Origin of the sequence: Streptomyces alkaliterrae, assembly GCF_007097205.2 — a bacterium.
GTDB classification, from domain to species: Bacteria; Actinomycetota; Actinomycetes; order Streptomycetales; family Streptomycetaceae; genus Streptomyces; species Streptomyces alkaliterrae.
In genome coordinates, this window is sequence record NZ_VJYK02000085.1 from 1 (window position 1) to 19,124 (window position 19,124).

General features: G+C 72.5%; 22 protein-coding genes and 1 pseudogene. 10 read left to right on the plus strand and 13 right to left on the minus strand.

Annotation, left to right across the window (positions count from 1 at the left end):
- The 5 genes and pseudogenes from FNX44_RS27965 to FNX44_RS10655 form a co-directional block, all read left to right on the plus strand.
- Nucleotides 1–291: pseudogene (locus tag FNX44_RS27965) on the plus strand (ATP-binding protein); the annotation flags it as partial.
- Nucleotides 292–458: 167 nt separating this feature from the next.
- The gene (locus FNX44_RS10640; RefSeq protein ID WP_143647791.1) at nucleotides 459–875 is read left to right on the plus strand and encodes a roadblock/LC7 domain-containing protein; all 417 of its coding nucleotides are present in this window, start codon (nucleotides 459–461) and stop codon (nucleotides 873–875) included.
- Nucleotides 876–879: 4 nt separating this feature from the next.
- Nucleotides 880–1,254, plus strand: a complete 375-nt coding sequence (locus tag FNX44_RS10645) for a DUF742 domain-containing protein (protein WP_143647792.1) — start codon at nucleotides 880–882, stop codon at nucleotides 1,252–1,254.
- Nucleotides 1,232–1,852 carry a GTP-binding protein gene (locus tag FNX44_RS10650; RefSeq protein WP_143647793.1) on the plus strand — a complete coding sequence of 207 codons (621 nt, stop codon included), beginning with the start codon at nucleotides 1,232–1,234 and terminating at the stop codon, nucleotides 1,850–1,852. The genes FNX44_RS10645 and FNX44_RS10650 overlap by 23 nt, the downstream gene beginning before the upstream one ends.
- Entirely contained in the window at nucleotides 1,812–2,375 is a 564-nt protein-coding gene (locus tag FNX44_RS10655; protein WP_143647794.1) for a GAF domain-containing protein, read from the plus strand. The genes FNX44_RS10650 and FNX44_RS10655 overlap by 41 nt, the downstream gene beginning before the upstream one ends.
- 14 nt (nucleotides 2,376–2,389) lie before the next feature.
- On the opposite strand, the gene FNX44_RS10660 is transcribed toward FNX44_RS10655, so the two are convergent.
- Nucleotides 2,390–3,592, minus strand: coding sequence for an acyl-CoA dehydrogenase family protein (locus tag FNX44_RS10660; protein ID WP_143647795.1), 1,203 nt, complete (start codon nucleotides 3,590–3,592; stop codon nucleotides 2,390–2,392).
- Nucleotides 3,593–4,157: 565 nt separating this feature from the next.
- Here FNX44_RS10660 and FNX44_RS10665 point away from each other — a divergent pair.
- A complete protein-coding gene (locus FNX44_RS10665) occupies nucleotides 4,158–5,060 on the plus strand; it encodes an alpha/beta fold hydrolase (RefSeq protein ID WP_228449807.1) in 903 nt (300 codons plus the stop codon).
- 38 nt (nucleotides 5,061–5,098) lie between these two features.
- Here FNX44_RS10665 and FNX44_RS10670 read toward each other — a convergent pair whose 3' ends face one another.
- Together FNX44_RS10670 and FNX44_RS10675 are read right to left on the minus strand one after the other, a co-directional pair.
- The gene (locus tag FNX44_RS10670; RefSeq protein ID WP_143647796.1) at nucleotides 5,099–6,019 is read right to left on the minus strand and encodes a transketolase family protein; all 921 of its coding nucleotides are present in this window, start codon (nucleotides 6,017–6,019) and stop codon (nucleotides 5,099–5,101) included.
- A gap of 30 nt (nucleotides 6,020–6,049) precedes the next feature.
- A complete protein-coding gene (locus tag FNX44_RS10675) occupies nucleotides 6,050–6,787 on the minus strand; it encodes a thiamine pyrophosphate-binding protein (protein ID WP_143647797.1) in 738 nt (245 codons plus the stop codon).
- A 54-nt stretch (nucleotides 6,788–6,841) separates the two neighbouring features.
- Between FNX44_RS10675 and soxR the strand changes: the two genes are divergently transcribed.
- Nucleotides 6,842–7,303 (plus strand): redox-sensitive transcriptional activator SoxR, encoded by a 462-nt coding sequence (gene soxR, locus FNX44_RS10680; protein ID WP_143647798.1) that lies wholly within the window; start codon nucleotides 6,842–6,844, stop codon nucleotides 7,301–7,303.
- 12 nt (nucleotides 7,304–7,315) lie between these two features.
- On the opposite strand, the gene FNX44_RS10685 is transcribed toward soxR, so the two are convergent.
- Nucleotides 7,316–9,505: a putative bifunctional diguanylate cyclase/phosphodiesterase gene (locus FNX44_RS10685; RefSeq protein WP_407699129.1), complete on the minus strand. Its 2,190-nt coding sequence runs from the start codon at nucleotides 9,503–9,505 to the stop codon at nucleotides 7,316–7,318.
- Nucleotides 9,502–10,314, minus strand: a complete 813-nt coding sequence (locus FNX44_RS10690; RefSeq protein ID WP_143647799.1) for an SAM-dependent methyltransferase — start codon at nucleotides 10,312–10,314, stop codon at nucleotides 9,502–9,504. Before FNX44_RS10690 ends, FNX44_RS10685 begins: the two co-directional genes overlap by 4 nt.
- Before the next feature lie 309 nt (nucleotides 10,315–10,623).
- Between FNX44_RS10690 and FNX44_RS10695 the strand changes: the two genes are divergently transcribed.
- Together FNX44_RS10695 and FNX44_RS10700 are read left to right on the plus strand one after the other, a co-directional pair.
- A complete protein-coding gene (locus FNX44_RS10695) occupies nucleotides 10,624–10,980 on the plus strand; it encodes a DUF6343 family protein (RefSeq protein ID WP_173019151.1) in 357 nt (118 codons plus the stop codon).
- A gap of 62 nt (nucleotides 10,981–11,042) precedes the next feature.
- Nucleotides 11,043–12,242, plus strand: coding sequence for an anhydro-N-acetylmuramic acid kinase (locus FNX44_RS10700; protein WP_143647800.1), 1,200 nt, complete (start codon nucleotides 11,043–11,045; stop codon nucleotides 12,240–12,242).
- A 6-nt stretch (nucleotides 12,243–12,248) separates the two neighbouring features.
- Here FNX44_RS10700 and FNX44_RS10705 read toward each other — a convergent pair whose 3' ends face one another.
- From FNX44_RS10705 to FNX44_RS10735, 7 genes are all read right to left on the minus strand, one after another.
- Nucleotides 12,249–13,547 (minus strand): transglycosylase family protein, encoded by a 1,299-nt coding sequence (locus FNX44_RS10705; RefSeq protein ID WP_143647801.1) that lies wholly within the window; start codon nucleotides 13,545–13,547, stop codon nucleotides 12,249–12,251.
- Nucleotides 13,548–13,860: 313 nt separating this feature from the next.
- Nucleotides 13,861–14,664, minus strand: a complete 804-nt coding sequence (locus FNX44_RS10710) for a DUF6227 family protein (RefSeq protein WP_143647802.1) — start codon at nucleotides 14,662–14,664, stop codon at nucleotides 13,861–13,863.
- A 186-nt stretch (nucleotides 14,665–14,850) separates the two neighbouring features.
- Entirely contained in the window at nucleotides 14,851–15,096 is a 246-nt protein-coding gene (locus tag FNX44_RS10715; protein ID WP_143647803.1) for a DUF2277 domain-containing protein, read from the minus strand.
- Between the two features lie 49 nt (nucleotides 15,097–15,145).
- Nucleotides 15,146–15,901 carry a (2Fe-2S)-binding protein gene (locus tag FNX44_RS10720; RefSeq protein WP_143647804.1) on the minus strand — a complete coding sequence of 252 codons (756 nt, stop codon included), beginning with the start codon at nucleotides 15,899–15,901 and terminating at the stop codon, nucleotides 15,146–15,148.
- 88 nt (nucleotides 15,902–15,989) lie between these two features.
- Complete coding sequence (locus FNX44_RS10725; protein ID WP_143647811.1) at nucleotides 15,990–16,259, minus strand: DUF1876 domain-containing protein; 270 nt, start codon at nucleotides 16,257–16,259, stop codon at nucleotides 15,990–15,992.
- Nucleotides 16,260–16,345: 86 nt separating this feature from the next.
- Nucleotides 16,346–16,579, minus strand: a complete 234-nt coding sequence (locus tag FNX44_RS10730) for a metallothionein (protein WP_143647812.1) — start codon at nucleotides 16,577–16,579, stop codon at nucleotides 16,346–16,348.
- Between the two features lie 242 nt (nucleotides 16,580–16,821).
- Nucleotides 16,822–17,040, minus strand: a complete 219-nt coding sequence (locus FNX44_RS10735; RefSeq protein ID WP_143647805.1) for a hypothetical protein — start codon at nucleotides 17,038–17,040, stop codon at nucleotides 16,822–16,824.
- A gap of 116 nt (nucleotides 17,041–17,156) precedes the next feature.
- On the opposite strand from FNX44_RS10735, the gene FNX44_RS10740 reads away from it, so the two are divergent.
- A complete protein-coding gene (locus tag FNX44_RS10740) occupies nucleotides 17,157–17,573 on the plus strand; it encodes an HIT family protein (protein WP_143647806.1) in 417 nt (138 codons plus the stop codon).
- Here the strand turns inward: FNX44_RS10740 and FNX44_RS10745 are convergent.
- The gene (locus FNX44_RS10745; RefSeq protein ID WP_143647807.1) at nucleotides 17,562–19,097 is read right to left on the minus strand and encodes an ATP-dependent DNA ligase; all 1,536 of its coding nucleotides are present in this window, start codon (nucleotides 19,095–19,097) and stop codon (nucleotides 17,562–17,564) included. The genes FNX44_RS10740 and FNX44_RS10745 overlap by 12 nt on opposite strands.
- Nucleotides 19,098–19,124 lie beyond the last annotated feature (27 nt).

Genomic DNA, 19,124 nt, shown 5'->3' on the forward strand with positions numbered 1-19,124 from the left:
GAGCTCCACCTCTCCGAACTCGCCGGCTTCCACCGGAGCCCGGCCGCACAGGCCCAATCCGGCGCACCCCGGGCGGTACCCGCCCCGCCCTCGCCTCCGGACGCGGTCGCGCCCGAGGGCGAGCGGCCGCGACTGCCGCGCCGACGCAAGCAGCAGCACCTGGTACCCGAACTGCGCACCGACCCACCGAACAGGACGCGGCAGGAGGAGGAGTTCAGCCACCACGACCCGGGCCTGATGGCCGCCTTCCGACGCGGCACCAGCCTGGCCGACGACACCGACGACCTGTAGGGCCCGCACCGAGACGACCGACTCCCGGCCCGGCCGACCGGCGCGCGTGACCAGCGTCGCCCGGTCCTGAACCACAGGGCCCCGAACCCGGCGGACCCGCCGGACATCCGCAGGCCTCGGCAGGGGACGCCCGCGCCCGGCCCACATCCCAAGGAGAAGAACGCGACATGGTGAGCGAAGCTCCCGTAGGCCACAGCACCGACCTTTCCTGGCTGCTGAACGGCCTGGTACAGAGAGTTCCGCATTCCCGCAGCGCGCTGCTGCTGTCGTCGGACGGCCTGGTGAAGGCCGTGCACGGTCTGGACGGCGACACGGCCGACCACCTGGCCGCCCTGTCCTCCGGGCTGTACTCGCTGGCGCGCAGCGCCGGCGTGCGGTTCGGTGAGGGCGGCGAGGTGCGGCAGGTGGTGGTGGAGTTGAGCACCAGCCTGCTGTTCGTCTCGACGGCCGGCCAGGGGGCGTGTCTGGCGGTGCTGGCCGGCGCGGAGGCCGACGCCGCCGTCCTCGGCTACGAGATGGCGATGCTCGTCAAGAGCGTACGGCCCTATCTGGGCACTCCGGCCAGGCAACCGGCGGGACACTGAGCCGATGCCCGAACCCGAGAAGGGGCCGTGGCTGGACGACGACGCGGGCCGTCTTGTACGGCCCTACACGGTCAGCGGCGGACGGACCCGGCCCAGCGGCCGGTTCGACCTGCTGACGATGGTCATGGCCACCGGCAGCCGGCCGCACAGCCAGCTCGGCCCCGACCACGCCCAGGTGCTCGGGCTGTGCGGGGGGCCCACCTCGGTGGCGGAGATCGCCGCACACATCAGGCAGCCGGCCGTCGTCACCAAGGTACTGCTCTCAGACCTTCTGGAATGCGGCGCTGTCACCACCCGGGAACCGGCGCTGCTCGGCCCGGACCCCACCGATCGAGACCTGCTGGAGGCGGTGTTGCATGGACTTCGCAAACGACTCTGATCCCTTTCCGACGGCGGTGAAGATCCTCATCGCCGGCGGGTTCGGAGTGGGCAAGACGACCTTCGTCGGTGCCGTCAGCGAGATCGAACCGCTCAGCACCGAGGAGCTGTTGACGCAGATCAGCGCCGCCACCGACAGTCTCGAGGGCGTCGAGGCGAAGTCCACCACCACGGTCGCCATGGACTTCGGCCGGATCACCCTGAGCGACCGCCACGTGCTGTATCTCTTCGGCACGCCCGGCCAGGAGCGCTTCTGGTTCATGTGGAACGAGTTGTGCGAGGGCGCGCTGGGCGCGGTCGTGTTGGCCGACACCCGCCGTCTCGAGCACTGCTTCGCCGCGGTGGACTTCTTCGAGCGCCGGAAGATGGGCTTCGTCGTGGCGGTCAACGAGTTCGACGGCGCGTACCGCTACTCGGCGGACGAGGTGCGCGCGGCCATAGACCTCAGACCCGAGGTCCCGGTGGTCATGTGCGACGCCCGCCACGCCAGTTCCACCACGCAGGTCCTTGTCACCCTTGTCCAGTACCTGATCGAGAGCAGGAGCCAGTATGCCCCCGATGTCCTACGACCCCACCAGTCATCTGCTCCTCACCCCTGAGGACAAGGAGGCACCCGCCCGCGTCGTGCGGCTGCGCGAACTCGGCATCGGGGACGCCCCGGTGGCGGAGTTCGACGACTTCGCCCGCAAGCTCGCCCGGGTGACGCAGGCGCCGTACGCGATGGTCAACTTCATCGACGAGCACCGCCAGTACTTCGCCGGTCTCTACACCAGGGGCGAGGACCAGGCCGTGGAGCTGGGCCCCGCTCCGGAGCACGCCAGGCCTGGCCGGGTGATGGCCAGGGACCACGGCTACTGCCCGCACGTGATCGTGCGGCGCAAGGCCTTGGTGCTGGAGGACGTCTGCGACTACCCGCGCTTCGCCGGCAACCCGGTCGTCGACGAGATCGGCATCCGCTCCTATCTGGGAGCGCCGCTCATCGACCGTACGGGTATGGCGCTGGGCACCGTGTGCGTCGTGGACCAGGAGCCGCGCCCGTGGGGCCGCCAGGGGCTGGAGACCATCAAGTCGATGGCAGCCGAACTGGTCGAGCAGATCCACCGGCGGGAGCACGGCGCCTGAAGGACCGGTCCCGGTCAGCTGACCGGGACCGGCTCCCGGCGTACGACGTCCGAGAGCCTGCGGGACCACTGCCCCTTCTCGGTGCCGAGCGCGAACTCGGCCAGCCGCAGCCGCTGCACGTCCGAGGTGCCGGCGGGCGCGAAGATGTGGTGCGCGTCGCGCAGCAGCCGCTCGATCGGCCGGTCGGTGAAGAGGCCGGCCGCCGCGTGGATCTCCATCGCCTCGCGCGCGGAGTCCAGCGCGGACTCGACGTTGACCAGCTTGGCGTTGATCAGCTCGGCGTCGCAGGGCAGGCCCTGGTCCAGCAGGTGTACCGCGTGGTAGGCGGCCAACCGGGCGGTCATCAGCCGGGAGTTCATCTGGCCCAGCTTCAGTTTGACCGGCGCCAGGTCGGCCAGCGGTGCCCCGTAGCGTTCGCGCTCCACGCAGAAGCGGGCCGTCTCCTCCACGATGGCGCGGTGGATGCCGAGCGAGACGGCTGTCAGGTTCGCCCGGCCGTAGAGCACGCTGGAGGAGTAGGCGACGGCGAGTCCGTCGCCCTCGCGGCCGAGCAGGTTCGACGCCGGCACCCGGCAGTCGTCGAAGCGCAGTTCGCCGAAACTGAAGCCGTGCAGCCCCATCGCGGGCTGCTGCGGGCCGACGGAGAAGCCCGGCCGGTCGGACTCCACCAGGAAGGCGGACAGCCCCTGCGAGCCCGGCCCGGTGCGGACCACGACGCCGTGCAGGTCGCCGACGTGGCTGTTGCCGACGTAGACCTTGGAACCGTTGAGCACGTAATCCTCGCCGTCGCGTACGGCGCTGCTCTCCATGCCCAGGACGTGGCCGCCGGACTGCGGCTCGGTCACCGCGATCGTGGGCAGGCACTCGCCCGCCGCCACCGCCGGCAGCCAGGTCTTCTTCTGCACCTCGTCGCCGAAGTGCACGATCTTGGCGACCCCGAGCTGGGAGGCCTGTGCCATGGCCCCCATCGCTCCGCTCACCCGGGACAGCTCCTCGATGATGACCGTCTTGGCGAGGTGGCCCTCGCCCATCCCGCCGTAGCCGCGGGGGACGGTGACGCCTATCCAGCCCTGGCGGGCGATCAACCGGGACAGCTCCACGCACACGGAGCGTCCGGCCTCCATGTCCGTTACCCGCGGAGCCACCTCGCGCAGAGCGAACTCCCGTACCCGTTCCCTCAGTTCCTCGTGCCGTTTGTTGGTGAAGTAGGGATCCATCACTTGCCCTTCCGCGTCGCGCTCCCCGCTTGCCTGCCAGGCGGGGGTGGTGCTTGGGCAGCAGCGGCCCTGTCCCGTCGGCCGAGTTGGGAGTCGGCTGCGCGCCGACCCCAACATCGTGTCCAGCGGCCCGACCGTGATGACCGCGATCCGGAAGGTTGACCAAAAACCCCTTCCCGCTCGAACCGGATCGCTTTTGTGCCGGGCAGGGCCCGAGCCTGTCGACTGGGTGACCGTGAGTGGGGGTCCCAGCAGCATTACCCAGTGGCATAACCCCGTCACCCTGGAGTAACGGCTCAACTGAAACGCGCGGGCGCACTCCAGGGGCGTGCATCTGCGCCGTTCGCGCCCCCTCGCCGGGTCTGGCGCGATCTCGCCGTACGGCCGGCACACCTCGGCCACCTCGGCGAACGGTTGGCCCCGGGATGTCCCCGGCAGGGCGTAACGTGTCGTCATCAACAGCTGACGAACAGCCATGACCCGTGCCCGTACTGGGAAGCGATACACAGGGCCGACAGGAGGAGGGCGACAGGTGGAGCAGGTGCCGGGAGTGGCCGAGGAGCTCATGCAGGCGGCGGACGGCACGCCCCTGGCCACCTACAGCTGGCGCCCCCGTGGCGGCACCCCCCGGGCTCTGGTCCTCGTCGCCCACGGCGCCGGCGAACACGCCCGCCGGTACGACGACTTCGCGCGGCACCTCACGGCGCACGGCTACGCGGTGGTCGCCTGCGACCACCGGGGGCACGGCGGCACCGCCCGGTACACCGGCGGCCTCGGCGCCGCCGGCGAGGACGCCTGGCGCTGGATCGTGCGCGACCTGCACACCGTCGGCGAGCGCGCCCGCGCCGAGTTCTCCGGCGCCCCGCTGGTCCTGCTCGGCCACAGCATGGGCTCCCAGCTGGCCAGGGACTACGCCCAGGAGTACGGCGAGGAGCTGGCCGGGCTCATCCTCACCGGCACCTTCCGCTCACTGCCGGGCTGTGAGACCGAGACGGTCGTGCGTTCGCTGAGCGCCGAGATCGAGAAGGCGGGCAGGAACGCGCCCTCCGGCTTTGTCACCGAGCTGTTCGGCGCGTTCAACAGCGTCTTCGAGCCGCGCACCGGCTTCGAATGGCTCTCCCGCGACCCGGAGCAGGTCGACCGCTACGTCGCCGACGAGTGGTGCGGCTTCCCGTTCGGCGCGGGGCTGAGCCTGGACTGGGTGCTCGGCTCGCGCAAGATCAACGACCCGGACCACTTCCACCGCATCCCCCGCACCCTGCCCGTGCACCTCGCCGTCGGCGACCAGGACCCCTGCCACCAGGGCATGACGTTGGTCTACGAGCTGCTGGAGGACTTCCGCCAGCTGGGCACCCGGGACCTCAGCTGGCAGGCCTATCCGCAGGCCCGCCACGAGATCCTGAACGAGACCAACCGCGCGGAGGTCCACGCCGACCTGCTGCGCTGGCTCGACCAGCGACTGGGCTGATCGCCCGCCGGGCCCCGCGCCGCACCGGGTGGCCCCCGTCAGTCGGCGGCCGGGGACCTTCCGGCGAAAGCGGTGATGCTCTTCCGCAGCCCGGCGGCGTCCAGGCCGTGCGCCCGCAGGTGGTCGGCGGGCTGTCCGTAGCGGCGCAGCTCCTCGCGCGCGGTGCCGAGGGCGAGCAGCCGGTGCGGGGTGTCGTGCAGCGCCTCGGCCACGGCGGCGCTGGAGGTCCCGCGCAGGTAGGGCTCGACCAGCACGACGTCGGCGGCGGTCCGCCCGGCGACCGCTGCCCGCAGCGCGCGGTGGTCGAAGGGCCGCACGGTCGTGGCGTACAGCACGGTGGCGTCCACGCCCGCCAGAGCGGCCACCGTCGCGTCCAGCAGGGGGCCGACCGCGACCACCACCGGCGCCTGCGCGGAGCCGCGCCGCAGCGTCAGGAAGCCGTCGGGGGAGACCGGCCGGGGCGTGCCGTTGGACTGGAGGCTGAGGCGTACGTACACCCGCTCGTCCGTGCGGTAGGCGTGCCGCAGCAGCGTCTCGGCCTCGTCGGGATGGCCCGGCACGTGCACGGTCCAGCCCTCGAGGGTGTCGAGCAGCGCCACGTCGCCCGGCGACATGTGGGTGAAGCCGCCGGCCGGCCAGTCGTAGGAGGCGTTGGCGCTGACCAGCACACCGGCCGCACCCTGGTGGCCGAGGTCCAACTTGACCTGTTCGAAGGGGCGTTCCACCAGGAAGCTGGCGAAGGTGTGCATGACCGGCCGCATCCCGGTCAGTGCCAGTCCGCCGCCCACCCCGACCAGCAGTTGCTCCCGGATACCGACGTTGACCACCCGGTCGGGATGGCGGGCGGCGGCGTCGCGGAAGCCGTCGGCGCCGATCTCGGCGAGGACGACGGCCAGCCGGGGGTCCTCGTCGAGGAGGTGGGAGGTGACGGCGGTGAAACGTTCGCGCATGGTGTCCACGAGGTGCTCCAGGAAGGGGGTCGGGGCGGGTCAGGAGGTCTTGGGCTCGACGCGGGCGATCACCGCGTGCGGCCGGCCCGGATGCGGGCGGGTGTAGGCGTCGTACAGGGCGTCGTGGTCCCGGCCGTCGACCTCGACGACCGACCAGCCGGCGACCTCGAACCGGTCCGCCAGACCGCCCGGGCGACCGTGGCTCGCGGAACGGTTGTCGATCACCACCGTGTGCAGCGAGTCCAGCCCGACGGCACCGGCGAACTCGATCGCCTCGTCGTTGCTGCCCTCGTCCAGCTCGGCGTCGCCCACCAGCGCCCAGACCGAGGGGCGCCGGCGCCCCTGGGCGCGCAGCCCGAGCGCGCTGCCGACGGCGAGCGGCAGACCGTGGCCGAGCGAGCCGCTGCTGATCTCCACCCCGGGCAGCAGCGTGCGGTCCGGATGGTGCCCCAGCGGGGAGTCCCAGGAGCCGAAGCCGGGCAGCAGCCCGACCGGCAGGAAGCCCTTGGCGGCAAGCGTGGCGTAGTACGCCATCGGGCCGTGGCCCTTGGACAGCAGGAAGCGGTCCCGGTCGGGTGAGCCGGCGGTTTCGGGGGAGACGCGCAGTACCCGGTCGTAGAGCACCCAGACGGCGTCGGCGGTCGAGGTCGCGGCCGGCCCGTGCTTCTCGGCGCCCGTCATCAGGCTCATCAGGCGCGGCAGATCCTCGAACGTGAAGGCGTGCTCCGGGAGTTCGGCTCGCTGGATGCCGGTTGGACCGGCTGTGGTGTTGGTCATGAAAGCCAGCCTGCTACTTCAAGTTCGCTTGAGGTCAAGGCTATGCTTGCGATCATGAAGGAGATCCCGGATCGGCTGACCATCGGCGAGCTGTCCGCACGCAGCGGCATGGCCGCCTCGGCGCTGCGCTACTACGAGGAGCTGGGGCTGATCAGCTCGACCCGCACCGCGGGCGGCCAGCGGCGCTACGCCCGCGCGACCCTGCGCAGGGTGGCCTTCGTCCGCGCGGCACAGCAGGTCGGCCTGTCGCTGGACGAGGCGCGAGAGGCCATGGCACGGCTCCCCGCGGACCGGGCGCCGAACGCGCGCGAGTGGAGCCGGGTGGCGCGGCGCTGGGAGTCGCGGGTGGAGGAGCGGATCGCCGAACTCCAGCGGCTCAAGGAGCGGCTGGGCGGCTGCGTGGGGTGCGGTTGTCTGAGCCTCCAGAAGTGTCGTCTGTACAACCCCGGCGACCAGGCGGCCGAACGGGGTCCCGGTGCCCGCCACCTCATCGAGGACGTGCCGCTCTCCTCGTGAGATGCCGGCCCGTCACTGCCCGGCGGCCATCGCCATCTGCGCGGAGAACCGCTCGGGCGGGCCCGGCCGCGCGTAGTACCAGCCCTGCGCCGAGTCGCAGCCCAGCGTGCGCAGCTGGTCGGCCTGGGAGGCGGTCTCCACGCCCTCCACGGTGACCGACAGCTCCAGGGCGTGCGCGAGGGAGACGATGCCCTCCACCACCCGCAGATCCACCGGATCGGCCGGGTGCTGCTGCAGCCCCTGGGTGAACGACCGGTCGAGCTTGAGGGTGGACGCCGGCAGCCGCCGCAGTGAGGCCAGGTTGGAGTAGCCCGTGCCGAAGTCGTCCAGCGCTATGCCGACCCCCAGTTCGGCCAGCTGCCGCAACGGCTTCAGCTCGTCGTCGTCCGCCCTGATCAGCGCCGACTCCGTGACCTCCAGGCACAGCGACTCGGGTGGCAGCCCCGCGTTCTGGAGCACCGAGACGGTGTCGGCGACCAGATGCGGGTGGTGCAGCTGACGCGGCGAGAGATTGACGTTGACCCGCAGCTGACGGGTCCCGCCGATCCCCCGCACCTGCCACTCGCACGCCTGCCGCACGGCCTGCTCCAGCACCCATCTGCCCAGCGGGACGATCAGCCCCGTGTGCTCGGCCAGCGGGATGAACCGGTCGGGTCCGAGCACGCCGTGCCGGGGATGGTCCCAGCGCACCAGCGCCTCGGCGCCCTCCACGCAGCCGTCCGCCATCCGCACCAGGGGCTGGTACTCGATGAAGAACTCCGCCCCCTCCAGCGCGGCCGGCAGCCGGTTGGTCAGGCTGTGCCGGCTGATCGCCCGGGCGTCGAGGTCCGGGTCGGCCAGCTCGTAGCGGTTGCCGCCCTGCGCCTTGGCCCGGTACATGGTGATGTCCGCGCTGCGCAGTACCTCGGCGGCCGTCAGCCCGGCCACCGGACCCTCGACGATGCCGATGCTCGTCCGCACGGACAGCTCCTTGCCGTCCACCCGCACCGGCGTCGACAGCGCCTCCAGTGCCCGTCCGGCCAGATCCGTCACCTCGCTGCGGTCCCGCGGATCGCCGACCAGGGCGACGAACTCGTCGCCGCCGATCCTGGCCACCAGTTGCCCGGGACCGGCGAGGCAGCCCTGGAGTCGCTCGGCGACCGCGACCAGCAACTGGTCGCCCACCGAGTGGCCCAGACTGTCGTTGACCGTCTTGAAGCCGTCCAGGTCCAGGTAGCACAGTCCGAAGCGGGCGCCCTCCTCGGTGCGGGAGAGCGTCTGCTCCAACCGCTCGAAGAAGAGCGTGCGGTTGGGCAGGTCGGTGAGCGCGTCGTGGGTCGCCTCGTACCGCAGCCGCAGGTGCAGCAGCCGCCGCTCGGTGATGTCCTCCATCAGCGCGAGCATGTAGCGCGGTGTGCCGTCGGGATCGCGGAGCAGCGAGACGGTGAGGTTGGTCCACAGAACCGTTCCGTCAGGCCGGTGGTAGGCCTTCTCGGTGTGGAAGTGCTCCCGCTCGCCGCGCACCAGCTCGTCGTACTTGCGCCAGACGCCCGGCGCGTCGTCCGGATGCACCCAGGACGTCACCCGCCGGTCCAGCACCACGGCCGCGTTCCCGCCGAACATCCTGGTCAGCGCGGCGTTCACATCAAGCACCGTGCCGTCCATGGCGGCGATGCCGATGCCGAGGGTGGCCTCCTCGAAGACCGTACGGAACCGGGTCTGGCTCTCGTACAGCGCCTTCTCGATCTCCGCCTGCGCGGCCAGCGCCGCCCGGGAGATCGACTCCTGCTCGACCCGGGTCCGCTCCTGGAGCGCGCGGGCGAAGCCGGCGGCTATCGCGTGCTGGAGACGGGCGCACCGGGCCCGCCCCTCCTCGGTCGGCAGCCGCTGCGGGTCCGAGCAGTACAGCAGCAGGTAGGCGTCCACCACGCCGAGGACCTGCGGCAGCGCCTCCGGGGAGGTGCAGTGCGCGGCGACCAGGGCGCTGCCGACCTCCCGTGCGTCGGCCGGATCGAAGGGGCGGGCGTGCAGCGCCGTGCACAGTCGTTCGGTCAGCGGGACGAGATGCCGCTCGAACTCCGCTCTGGTCATGGACGTGGCCGTGGTCGGGTAGACGGCCCTGCTCCAGATGGTCGCGAAGCGCCGTATCCCGTCCGCCTGCCGCCCGGACTCCGCCGGGCCGGCGGTGCCCGGCCCGGCAAAGCCCTGTACCGGTGTGTTCACGCCTTGCGTCCCACCCCTGCGAAGCCGCTGTAGACCACCGGGTCCTCCTGGTCGGTGGGCCCGTCCGGCCGCCAGTCGGGCATGGAGACGATCCCCGGTTCGACGACGTCAAAACCGGTGAAGAACCGCTCCACGTCGGGGCGGCGACGCATCACCAGCTGCGAGCTGGCCGTGCGGTAGACGTCCTGGATCTGCCGCCCGTGCTCGCTGGTGCGCGGGCCGCCCTCCCACGAGGCGTGGGTGAGTACGAGCAGGCTTCCCTCCGGCAGCGCGTCACGGAAGGTGGCGATCGTCTTCCAGGGGTCCTCGTCGTCCTGGATGAAGTGCAGCAGCGCGACGAGCAGCAGTGCGACCGGGCGGTCGAAGTCGAGGTGCCCGGTCACCTCCTCGCTCTCGAGGATCTCCTTCGGCGAGCGGAAGTCCCCGGCCATCACCACGGCCCGGTCCTGCCCCTCCAGGACGGCACGGCTGTGCGCGACGGCCACCGGGTCGTGGTCGACGTAGACGATCCGCGAGGAGGGCTCCGCCTCCAGCGCGACCTCGTGCACATTGCCGAAGGTGGGTATGCCCGAGCCGATGTCCAGGAACTGGGTGACCCCCTGACCGACGGCGTACCGCACCGCGCGGCGCATGAAGGCGCGGTTCGCCTGCATCACCTTGGGCAGGCCGGGGAAGGCCTCGATCGCCTGCCGGGCCGCCTCTCGATCGACCTCGAAGTTGTGCGAGCCTCCCAGATAGAAGTCGTAGATTCGCGACACGCTCGGGCGGGACAGGTCGATGCCCTGCGGGGCCCAGTCCGGACGTTCCATCAAAAGCTCCTCATCGCGATCGTCGGCGCATTGACGTTCGAGGGATGAGGCTACTGACCTGAGGCGCATGGGAGTAAGGAAACGGAGACTCAACCTCCCGATACTGTCCTACTGTTGAGCTATATGCCCGGTTCGCGGGGGCGGAATCCCCCGGTCGGGCGCCGCGTTTCGGGTGCCGGGGCGGCGGAACGAAGCATTCCGGCCATGGGGTGCGCGGAGCCGGGCGTACGCCACGCGCTCCGGTTGCGGACGCCCGCCCGGCCGCCGAGGCTCGATGGGAGGGGTACTCCGCGTCCTCCGGGAGGTGACATGCAGGACCGTCCGTCCGGACGTCGGCCCGGGCCCGACCCCGACCGCGAGGGCATCCTGGGCAGACTGCTGCCGCGCACCGGCACCGAACCACTGACGGCCCGCAGCGCACTGCGGCTGCGACTCATCCTCTCCGTGCTGTTCGCCCCGCTGTTCGTCGCCGGAGCCGTCCTCTTCTGGATCTGGTCCGGCCGTGCCGGCCCGCAGGACGTGCCCAGCGCCGACTCGCTGCGCGTACTGGCCTGGATCAGCACCGCACTGGCCGTCTTCGCCGTCCTCGACCTGCTCGTCGTACTGCGGCGGATCTCGCACGCCCGGCAGGCCGGCCGCTACCCGGACGGCCCCGGCACCCGCTGAAGCCGCCGCCGTCCGGCCGCGTCCCCCGGCCCGGCGGGCGGGGCGGGCGGACAATGCCGCTCATGCGGATGATCGGCCTCCTCAGCGGCACCTCACACGACGCGGCCGACGCGGCCGTCACCGATCTCGAGTTCTCGGCGCCCGGTGAGATCACCATGCGCTCACGCGGCCTGGTCAGCACACCCTTCCCGCCGGACCTTCGGGCGGAACTGCTCGCCGCCCTGCCACCGGGCACCGTCTCCGCCGGTCATCTGTGCCGCCTGGACACCCGACTCGGCCGGTTCTTCGGCACGGTCGCCGCACGAGCACTGGCCGGACCGGCCGACGGGCGGGCCGACTGGATCGTCTCGCACGGCCAGACCGTCCACCACTGGGTGGACGGCGCGCGTGCGCACGGCACGCTCCAACTAGGCGCAGCCGCCTGGATCGCCGAGGCCACCGGACTGCCCGTCGTCTCCGACCTGCGCAGCCGGGACGTGGCCGCCGGCGGGCAAGGCGCACCGCTGGTCGCCGCCCTGGACGCGCTCCTGCTGCCCGGCCCCGGACACGGGGCGCTCAACCTGGGCGGCATCGCCAACCTGACCGTCCGCCTGCCGACGGGCGACGACGGTACGGCCGCCTCGCACGCCGCGCCGGCGGTCCTGGCGTACGACGTCGGACCGGCGGGGGCGCTGCTCGACGAGGCGGTGGCGTGGGCGACGAACGGCGAGAGCCGGATCGACGCGGGCGGCGCCCGAGCCGCCCGCGGCACGGTGGACCGGACACTGCTGACCCGTCTTCTCGACGACCCCTACTACCGGCTGCCGCCGCCGAAGTCCACCGGCAAGGAGCACTTCCACCCGGGCTATCTGCGTGACCGCCTGCCCGAGCCGCCTCCCACCTGGGACGACCTGCTCGCCACCCTGACCGAGCTGACCGCCAGCCTGGTCGCCGACGCCTGCCGCGCCCACCGCGTCAGTGATCTGTACGTCTCCGGCGGCGGGCTGCGCAACCACCGTCTGATGGCCCGGCTGCGGGCCCGCGCGGCGGACGTCAGGATCGTCGACAGCACGGCCGTCGGCGTGCCGCCGCAGGAGAAGGAGGCGCTGCTGTTCGCGCTGCTCGGCTTCCTGACCGTGCACGGCGTCCCGGCCAACCCGGTCGCCGCCACGGGCGCGCGGCGACCCGTCCTGCTCGGCTCGCTCACCCCGGGACGGACCCCGCTGCGGCTTCCCGAACCCGTGGTCGAGCCGCCTCGGCGCCTGGTCCTGCTCCGCGCCTGAGACGGATCAGATCCGTACGCCCTTGCCGCGCAGATAGGCCAGCGGGTCGATGTCGCTCCCGTACCCGGGACCGGTGCGGACCTCGAAGTGCAGATGCGGCCCGGTGCTGTTGCCGGTGCTGCCGGAACGGCCCAGCGACTGGCCGGTGTTGACCTGCTGGCCGGACCGCACCGAGATCGCCGACAGATGCGCGTACTGGCTGTAGCGCCCGTCGTGGTGACGCAGCACCACCTGGTATCCGTAGGAGCCCGCCCAACCGGCCGAGACGACCGTGCCGCCGGTGACCGCGCGCACCGAGGTGCCCGTCGGGACGGGGAAGTCGACCCCGGTGTGGTATCCGGCGGCCCAGGTGCCGCCCGTCGTCCGGTAGCGGGCGCCGGGCGCGGCGCTGACCGGTGCGGTGAAGCCGGCGGCCGTCGACTGCGCGCGCGAGGCCTTCTGCGCCTGCGCCTGGCGCTCGGCCTCCGCCTTCGCGGCGGCCTCGGCCTTCTTCCTGGCGGCTTCCGCCTCCGCCTTCTTGGCCGCCTCGGGCGCCTTGCCGCCGCGTGCCGGGCCGCCGGCGGCGGGGGCCTTCGGGCCGGACCCGCGCACCTGGAGCCGCTGCCCCGGAATGATCAGATCGGGATCACCGCCGACAACGGTCCGGTTGCGCTCGTAGAGGGCCTGCCAACCGCCGCTGACGCCGTGCGCCCGCGCTATCGAGAACAGGCTGTCCCCGCGCCGCACCCGGTGGCCGGCGGCTCCGTCGCGGTGCTCCTGGCCGGAGGGCCGCTTGCCGGCCGTCGGCGGCGCGGCGGTCTTCTGAGTGCGCGCGGTCCGCTCGGTCCGCTCGGCGTTCTTGGCCTTCGGCTGCTGGTCGGCGCGCGTCCCGCCCTGCGCCCGGGAGGCGTCGCGGGCCGCGCGGACCGCGCTGCCGTTCGTCTGAGCCATGTCCCGGGTGAGACCGGCGCGTACCGAGCAGCTCGGCCAGGCACCCGGGCCCTGGCCCTTCAGTACCTTCTCGGCGATGGCGATCTGCTGTTCCTTGGTGGCGAGATCGGCCCGACGGGCGTACGCCGTCCCGCCGAACTCCTGCCATGTCGACTGCTTGAACTGCAGTCCGCCGAAGTAGCCGTTGCCGGTGTTCACCTGCCAACGGCCGCTGCTCTCGCAGGCGGCGACCTTGTCCCACACCTCGACCGGCGCGGCCTGGGCGTGGCTCACCCCGATGAGCGGCAACGCGATGCCGGCACCGCCGGCGGTGACCGTCAGCGAGGCACGAGTGACGGGACTGGGCTTGTAACGGCGATGGCGGCCACGGGCCATGACGGGTCCTCCCCGAAACCTGCGCGACGTCCGGCGTACGGTCCGACTGTGGTCCAACTTCCCGATCCCGCTCCGCGACCGCGGAGCGAGCGGCGCCGGGATCGGCAGGCGGACCCAACGTAGAGCGCGCGGGTCGGCCGGAGCAACCGGTTCGGCCAATCTCACGTGAGCAACGGCCGTACCAGGGGGCGCACTTCCCGCACCGGTGAGCCCCGAACGCGTCTTCTTCCTCAGGACACGCGCCCGGACGCGCATCCGCGGGGCACGCCACCTGGGGTGCGCGTTTCGGTGCGCGCGTTTTGGTGTGCGCGCCTCACACCTGTTCGCTGTCGAACGTGGCGGCGTGGCCGTGGCGTTCGGCGGCTTCGGCGGCCGACGCCTCGTCGACGTACAGCTCGCAGACCAGCCGGCCGTCCTCCGTGTAGTCGTGCTCCAGCTCGTACAGGCTCACCTCGCGGTTGTCCGTCAGCAGGAAGGTGTGCTCGTAGACCGAGCAGAACGAGTGCTGCCCCAGGTCGGAGAAGCGCCGGGCGATCTGGGTGATGGTGTGGCGGCGGGCTGTGGTGAGCCGGTTGAGGAGATCCGCGCCGGGCTCCCCGGGGTGGCCCGTGTGCCGGGCCCGCCGGATGAGCCGCCGGGCGTGGTCGACGGAGTCCCGCTCGGTGAAGGCGTGCGGCTGCGGCGGCTCGGCGGTCTCGGCCAGCAGCTCCGGCGTCAGACCGCTGACGTTCGCGGCTATGACACATCCGTGCGGGTCGTCCGGTACGTCGCCCATGCGTCGGTGCACCCGTCGTTCGGCCTTCCGCAGCGTGGTGTCGTCCTGGTAGATCTCGCACACCAGCCGACCGTCGGGGTCGGTGTCGTGCTGGAGCTCCCACAGCGGCACCTCGGTGCCGTCCTCCAGTACGAACGTGTGCCGGTAGGTGCGGCAACGCATCGGCGGGGGCGGGGAGTTGCGCTCCCGCCAGGAACGCAGCCGGACCCGGCACAGCCGTGCCGCGGCGAGCCTCGCGAGCAGCGCGTCGCCGATCTCGAAGGGGTTGCGGCACTCGGCCAACAGCCGCGCCAGGTGCTCGCCGGGCGCGGCGTGGTCCCTGATCCGCGGCAGCTTGCTCATCGGAACGCCTCCAACTGGGTACCCGCCATCCACTGTTCGAATACCCTCTGTAGTGCCGGCGCTCCCATCTGTGTGAAAAGTTGGCTGAGTTCCGATGGTTTGCGCACTGCTGAGCAGCGACTTCGCGGCCATGGCCGGATCGCTGCGGTCAGAATCGGTTACTTTGTGTAGCGAAAGAGTGGCGGCTCACTCCGCTTCCCGGCCGCCGGCGGGCTCCTTCCGAGGGGTGCCGCGGACCGTCAGCGACCCCAACAGCTCCGTCGTGGCGGACGCGACCGCCTCCACGGCCCGTTCGAACGCGGCGCTGTTGTGCGCCGCGGGCCGCTGGAATCCCGACACCTTGCGTACGTACTGCAGTGCGGCCGCTCTGATGTCCGCTTCGGTGACCGACTCGGCAAACGGCGGGCGCAACGTTTTGATGCTCCGGCACATGCTCAGCACGTTACGCCGCCCCACTGACAACGGCCCACCGCTGCGCGGGTCAGCGTGCGGCGTCCCGGCGGCGGGGGAGTGGCGAGGTGTCGAAGACGCAGTCGCCGCACAGACCGCCGCCGGCCCGGTAGTACAGGCAGCAGGTGCGGCGGCGGAAGGTGGCGCCCCGCAGGGTCGCCGTACCGCGCAGCGGGGCGGTGTCCAGCAGCGCGGCGGTGAGCTGGTGAACCGCCGATACGCACTCCGGGCGGCCGTTCGCCACGCACCAGGCGGTCAGCTGGCCGAGCGCACCGCCGAGCGCCGACGCCGCGTTTCCCCACAGCAGCCGCTCCGACACCGGCGACACCCGGCGCACGGCCGCCACCAGGGGGCGCAGATGACGCTCGCACACCGTGCGGGCCAGCGGTTCGACGCACGTCTTCGGCTCGGGCGGCCCGCCCGGCCCGCCGCGGGGCGGCGTGAGCGGCGCGGTCAGCCACAGGTCGTCCGGGCTGCCGGCGGTCGCGTCCCACCACAGCGTCGCCGGGTCGAGCGCAGGCACCTCGCCGCGCAGCACGGTGGTGCCCAGCGCCACCGAACAGAGCCGGGCGGCGAGCCCGAGCTGGGCGACGGACGCGGCCACCCGTCGTTCCCGCGCCCCGAGCCGCGCGCCCACCCGGTCGATCCGCGAGCTGAGCACCGGGTCCGCGTCACCGGCGTACAGACTTGCCAGGGTGACCGCCGATCCGGGCGCCGTCCCCGTCGTGCGGAGCGCGAAGAAGCCCCCGGGTCCCTCAGGCGGCCGGTCCGCCGCACGCGATTCCATGGGGCGAATCGTAGAGGGACACGAGGGCGTCCGGCGGACGAGGAGCCCGCCGGACGGGATTGTCAGGGCGGTTTCGGTTCTCTTCGGTTCAGGAGACGAGATGGGCGGGTTTGTGCGTGGCCTCCTCGATCTCGGCGCCGGCCTTCGCGAGAAGCTGGTGCCGAAGATCGTCCAGGGCGCGTGCGGCGGCGATCTCCTCACCGACCCGCTGCTGGGCCGGGTCCGTCGGGAAGCGGTCCGCGCGGCCGTGGGCCCGCAACACCGCGCCGTCGGGAAGTCGCAACACGCAGTCGGCGCGTGTCTTGTCGCCGTCCTCCAGGAACTCCATCTCGATGTGCCAGCCGACGATCGTCTCCATGGTGCTCACCTCCAGGTGCTCCTTCCAGGGTGCACCGACCGGGCGGAGGAGTCGACATGTCGACCCGGCGGTGGGTCGCGGCCGGGTCAGGCGTGGTCGACCAGCTCCCGGTGGCCCTTCACCCGGGCGCAGTGCGCGCAGCAGAAGAAGTGGCCGTCCGACTGGACCCCGTGGCCCAGGATGCGGCACTCGCAGTTCTCGCAGATCGGCGCCATGCGCTGGGCGGCGCACTCCAGACTGTCGAAGACGTGCACCGCGCCGGCGGCGTGCACCTCGAAGGACATCTCGTAGTCGTTGCTGCATACCTCGCACACGGCCATCGCGCTCAGCTCCTCGGATCTCGTCTTGCGGGCTGCTCGTCCTGTGGGGGTGACGGGTCGGGTACCCGCGTCCGTGGGCAAGGATGCGTCCACCACCCGCGGCGCCGACGGCGGCGCGCGTGACGACGCGGCGCCCGGCGCCCGCCTTCACCCGCCCGGCGCGCGATCCGTCACCCGCCCGGCGGAGCAGAACCGTTACGGCGGGTGCGCTGGCCCGCCGCGCGGCTCGTCGCGAGAGGGGGTCAGGGCACCTCGCGCAGGTAGACCGCTCCGCACGTGTGGCAGAACGGCTCGTCCATCGCGCCCCATTCCCGCTCGGACCTGGTGGCCGACCGTTCGTCGAGGTCCCGGCCGCAGAGCGCGGTCGTCCCGTCACCACGCACCATGTGCCAGGTCTTGACCGTGGCCTCGGCGCCGACGTCACCGCCGGAGCGGTACTCGGCTCTCATCTGGTGCTTCATGACCGCGACCTCCCAGGACTGCGACCGGACCGCGAGCCTTCCCCGTCATCATCCGACGCCGATCGGGCGCTCGCCACCGCGCGCGGGCGGGCCGGGGCCGGTAGTTCACTGGGGGCATGGAATGCGTGTTCTGCGAGATCGTCGCCGGCCGGTCGCCGGCCCACCTGGTGTGGGCCGACGCGCACGCGGTCGCGTTCCTCGACCGGCGTCCGCTCTTCCCCGGCCATGTGCTGGTGGTGCCCCGGGGGCATCACGCCACGCTCACCGACCTGCCGCCCGAGCAGCTGGACCCCTACTTCCGCGGCGTCCAGCGGGTGGCGGGCGCGGTCGCCGCCGGCATGGCGGCGGCGGGCACCTTCGTCGCGGCGAACAACGGCGTCAGCCAGTCCGTCCCGCATCTGCACTTCCACGTGGTGCCCCGGCGCCCCAAGGACGGGCTGCGCGGCTTCTTCTGGCCGCGCCGCCGCTACCGCGACGAGGAGGAGGCCGCCGCCGTGGCCGAACGCCTGCGCCGACTGCTGTCAGCGCCGTAGCGCGAGCACCGCCTCGACGGTGTCGGCCTGCACGGCGGGCTTGTCCTCCCGGTAGCGCAGCACCCGGGCGAAGCGGAGTGTCACCCCGGCCGGATAGCGGGTCGACCGCTGCACCCCGTCGAAGGCGATCTCCACCACCAGCTCGGGCCGCACCCGCACCCCCCACGGTTCCTCCGCCACGGCCAGCCGGGACAGCCGCTCGGTCTGCCAGCGCAGCAGCGCGTCGGTCAGCCCCTTGAACGTCTTGCCCAGCATGACGAACGACCCGTCCGCGCTCCGCGCCCCCAGATGCAGATTGGACAGCAGGCCGGTGCGACGACCGTGCCCCCACTCGGCGGCGAGCACGACGAGGTCGAGCGTGTGAACGGGCTTGACCTTCAGCCACGAGCGCCCGCGGCGTCCAGCCCGGTACACGGAGTCCAGGGACTTGACCACCACGCCCTCCCGGCCGTCGGCGACCATCCGCTCGGCGAACCCGGCCGCCGCCTCCCGCTGGCGGGCGTCGTGCGGATCGGTCACCTCGATCCGGCGGATGAGGTGCGGCGGCTCCACGATCCGGGCGAGTTCGCGGTGCCGCTCGGCGGCGGGCGCCTCCAGCAGCTCCCGTCCGTCCACACTGAGCAGGTCGAAGAAGACGGCGGTCAGCGGCAGCGTCGCGTGGGCCGTCGGCACGTCGTCGCGGGTGCCGACGCGGCCGGCGATGTCCTGGAACGGCAGCGGCCGCCCCGCCGTGTCGAGCGCGACGACCTCGCCGTCCAGCACCGCCTGGCCGACCGGCAACCCCCTGGCCAGGCGCGTCACCTCCGGAAGGCGCTCGGTGATCTCGTCGAGGGTGCGTGTGAAGACCCGGGCCCGCCCGTCGGCGACGTGAACCTGCGCCCGGACGCCGTCCAGCTTCTCCTCCACGGCCGCCGGGCCCAGTGCGTCCAGCGCCTCCGCAACGTCGGCGGCGGTGTGCGCCAGCATGGGCAGCACCGGACGGCCCACCGTGAGGCGGAACTCGGCCAGCGCGGGCGGCCCCTCGGCCAGCGCCCCGCGCGCCACCTCGCCCAGCGAGCCGCCGAGCATCACCGCCCGTCGCACCTCGCGTGGATCGGCGCCGACGGCGGACGCCAGGCCCTCGACAGCCATCGCGTCCAGCGCCCCCTGACGCAGCTCGCCGCCGATAAGCCGGACGAGGAAGTCCTGCTCCTCGGCGGTCGCCGCGCCGAGCAGCCGGTGCAGCAGCCGGCGTCGTTCGGCGACCGCGCCGCGCCCGGCGACCGCGGCGATGGCGGTGAGTGCCGCGTCCACCTCACTGACCGTCAGTGTCGGACGTGCCGCGGGCGCGACGGGCTCGGCCAGGGCCCGCCAACCGAGGTTGGTGCGGCGTTGCGGCAGCCTCCCGGCGAGGTAGGTGACCACCACCGGCGCCTCGTCCGGCTCGGCGTGGGAGAACAGCCGGGCGAGCAGCGCGGTCTTCTCGGAGCGGCCCGTGGTGGCGGCGATCTCCGCCGAGGTGCGGGCGAGTTCGGCCAACAGCATGCGTTCATCCTCACCCGCCCCGGCCGC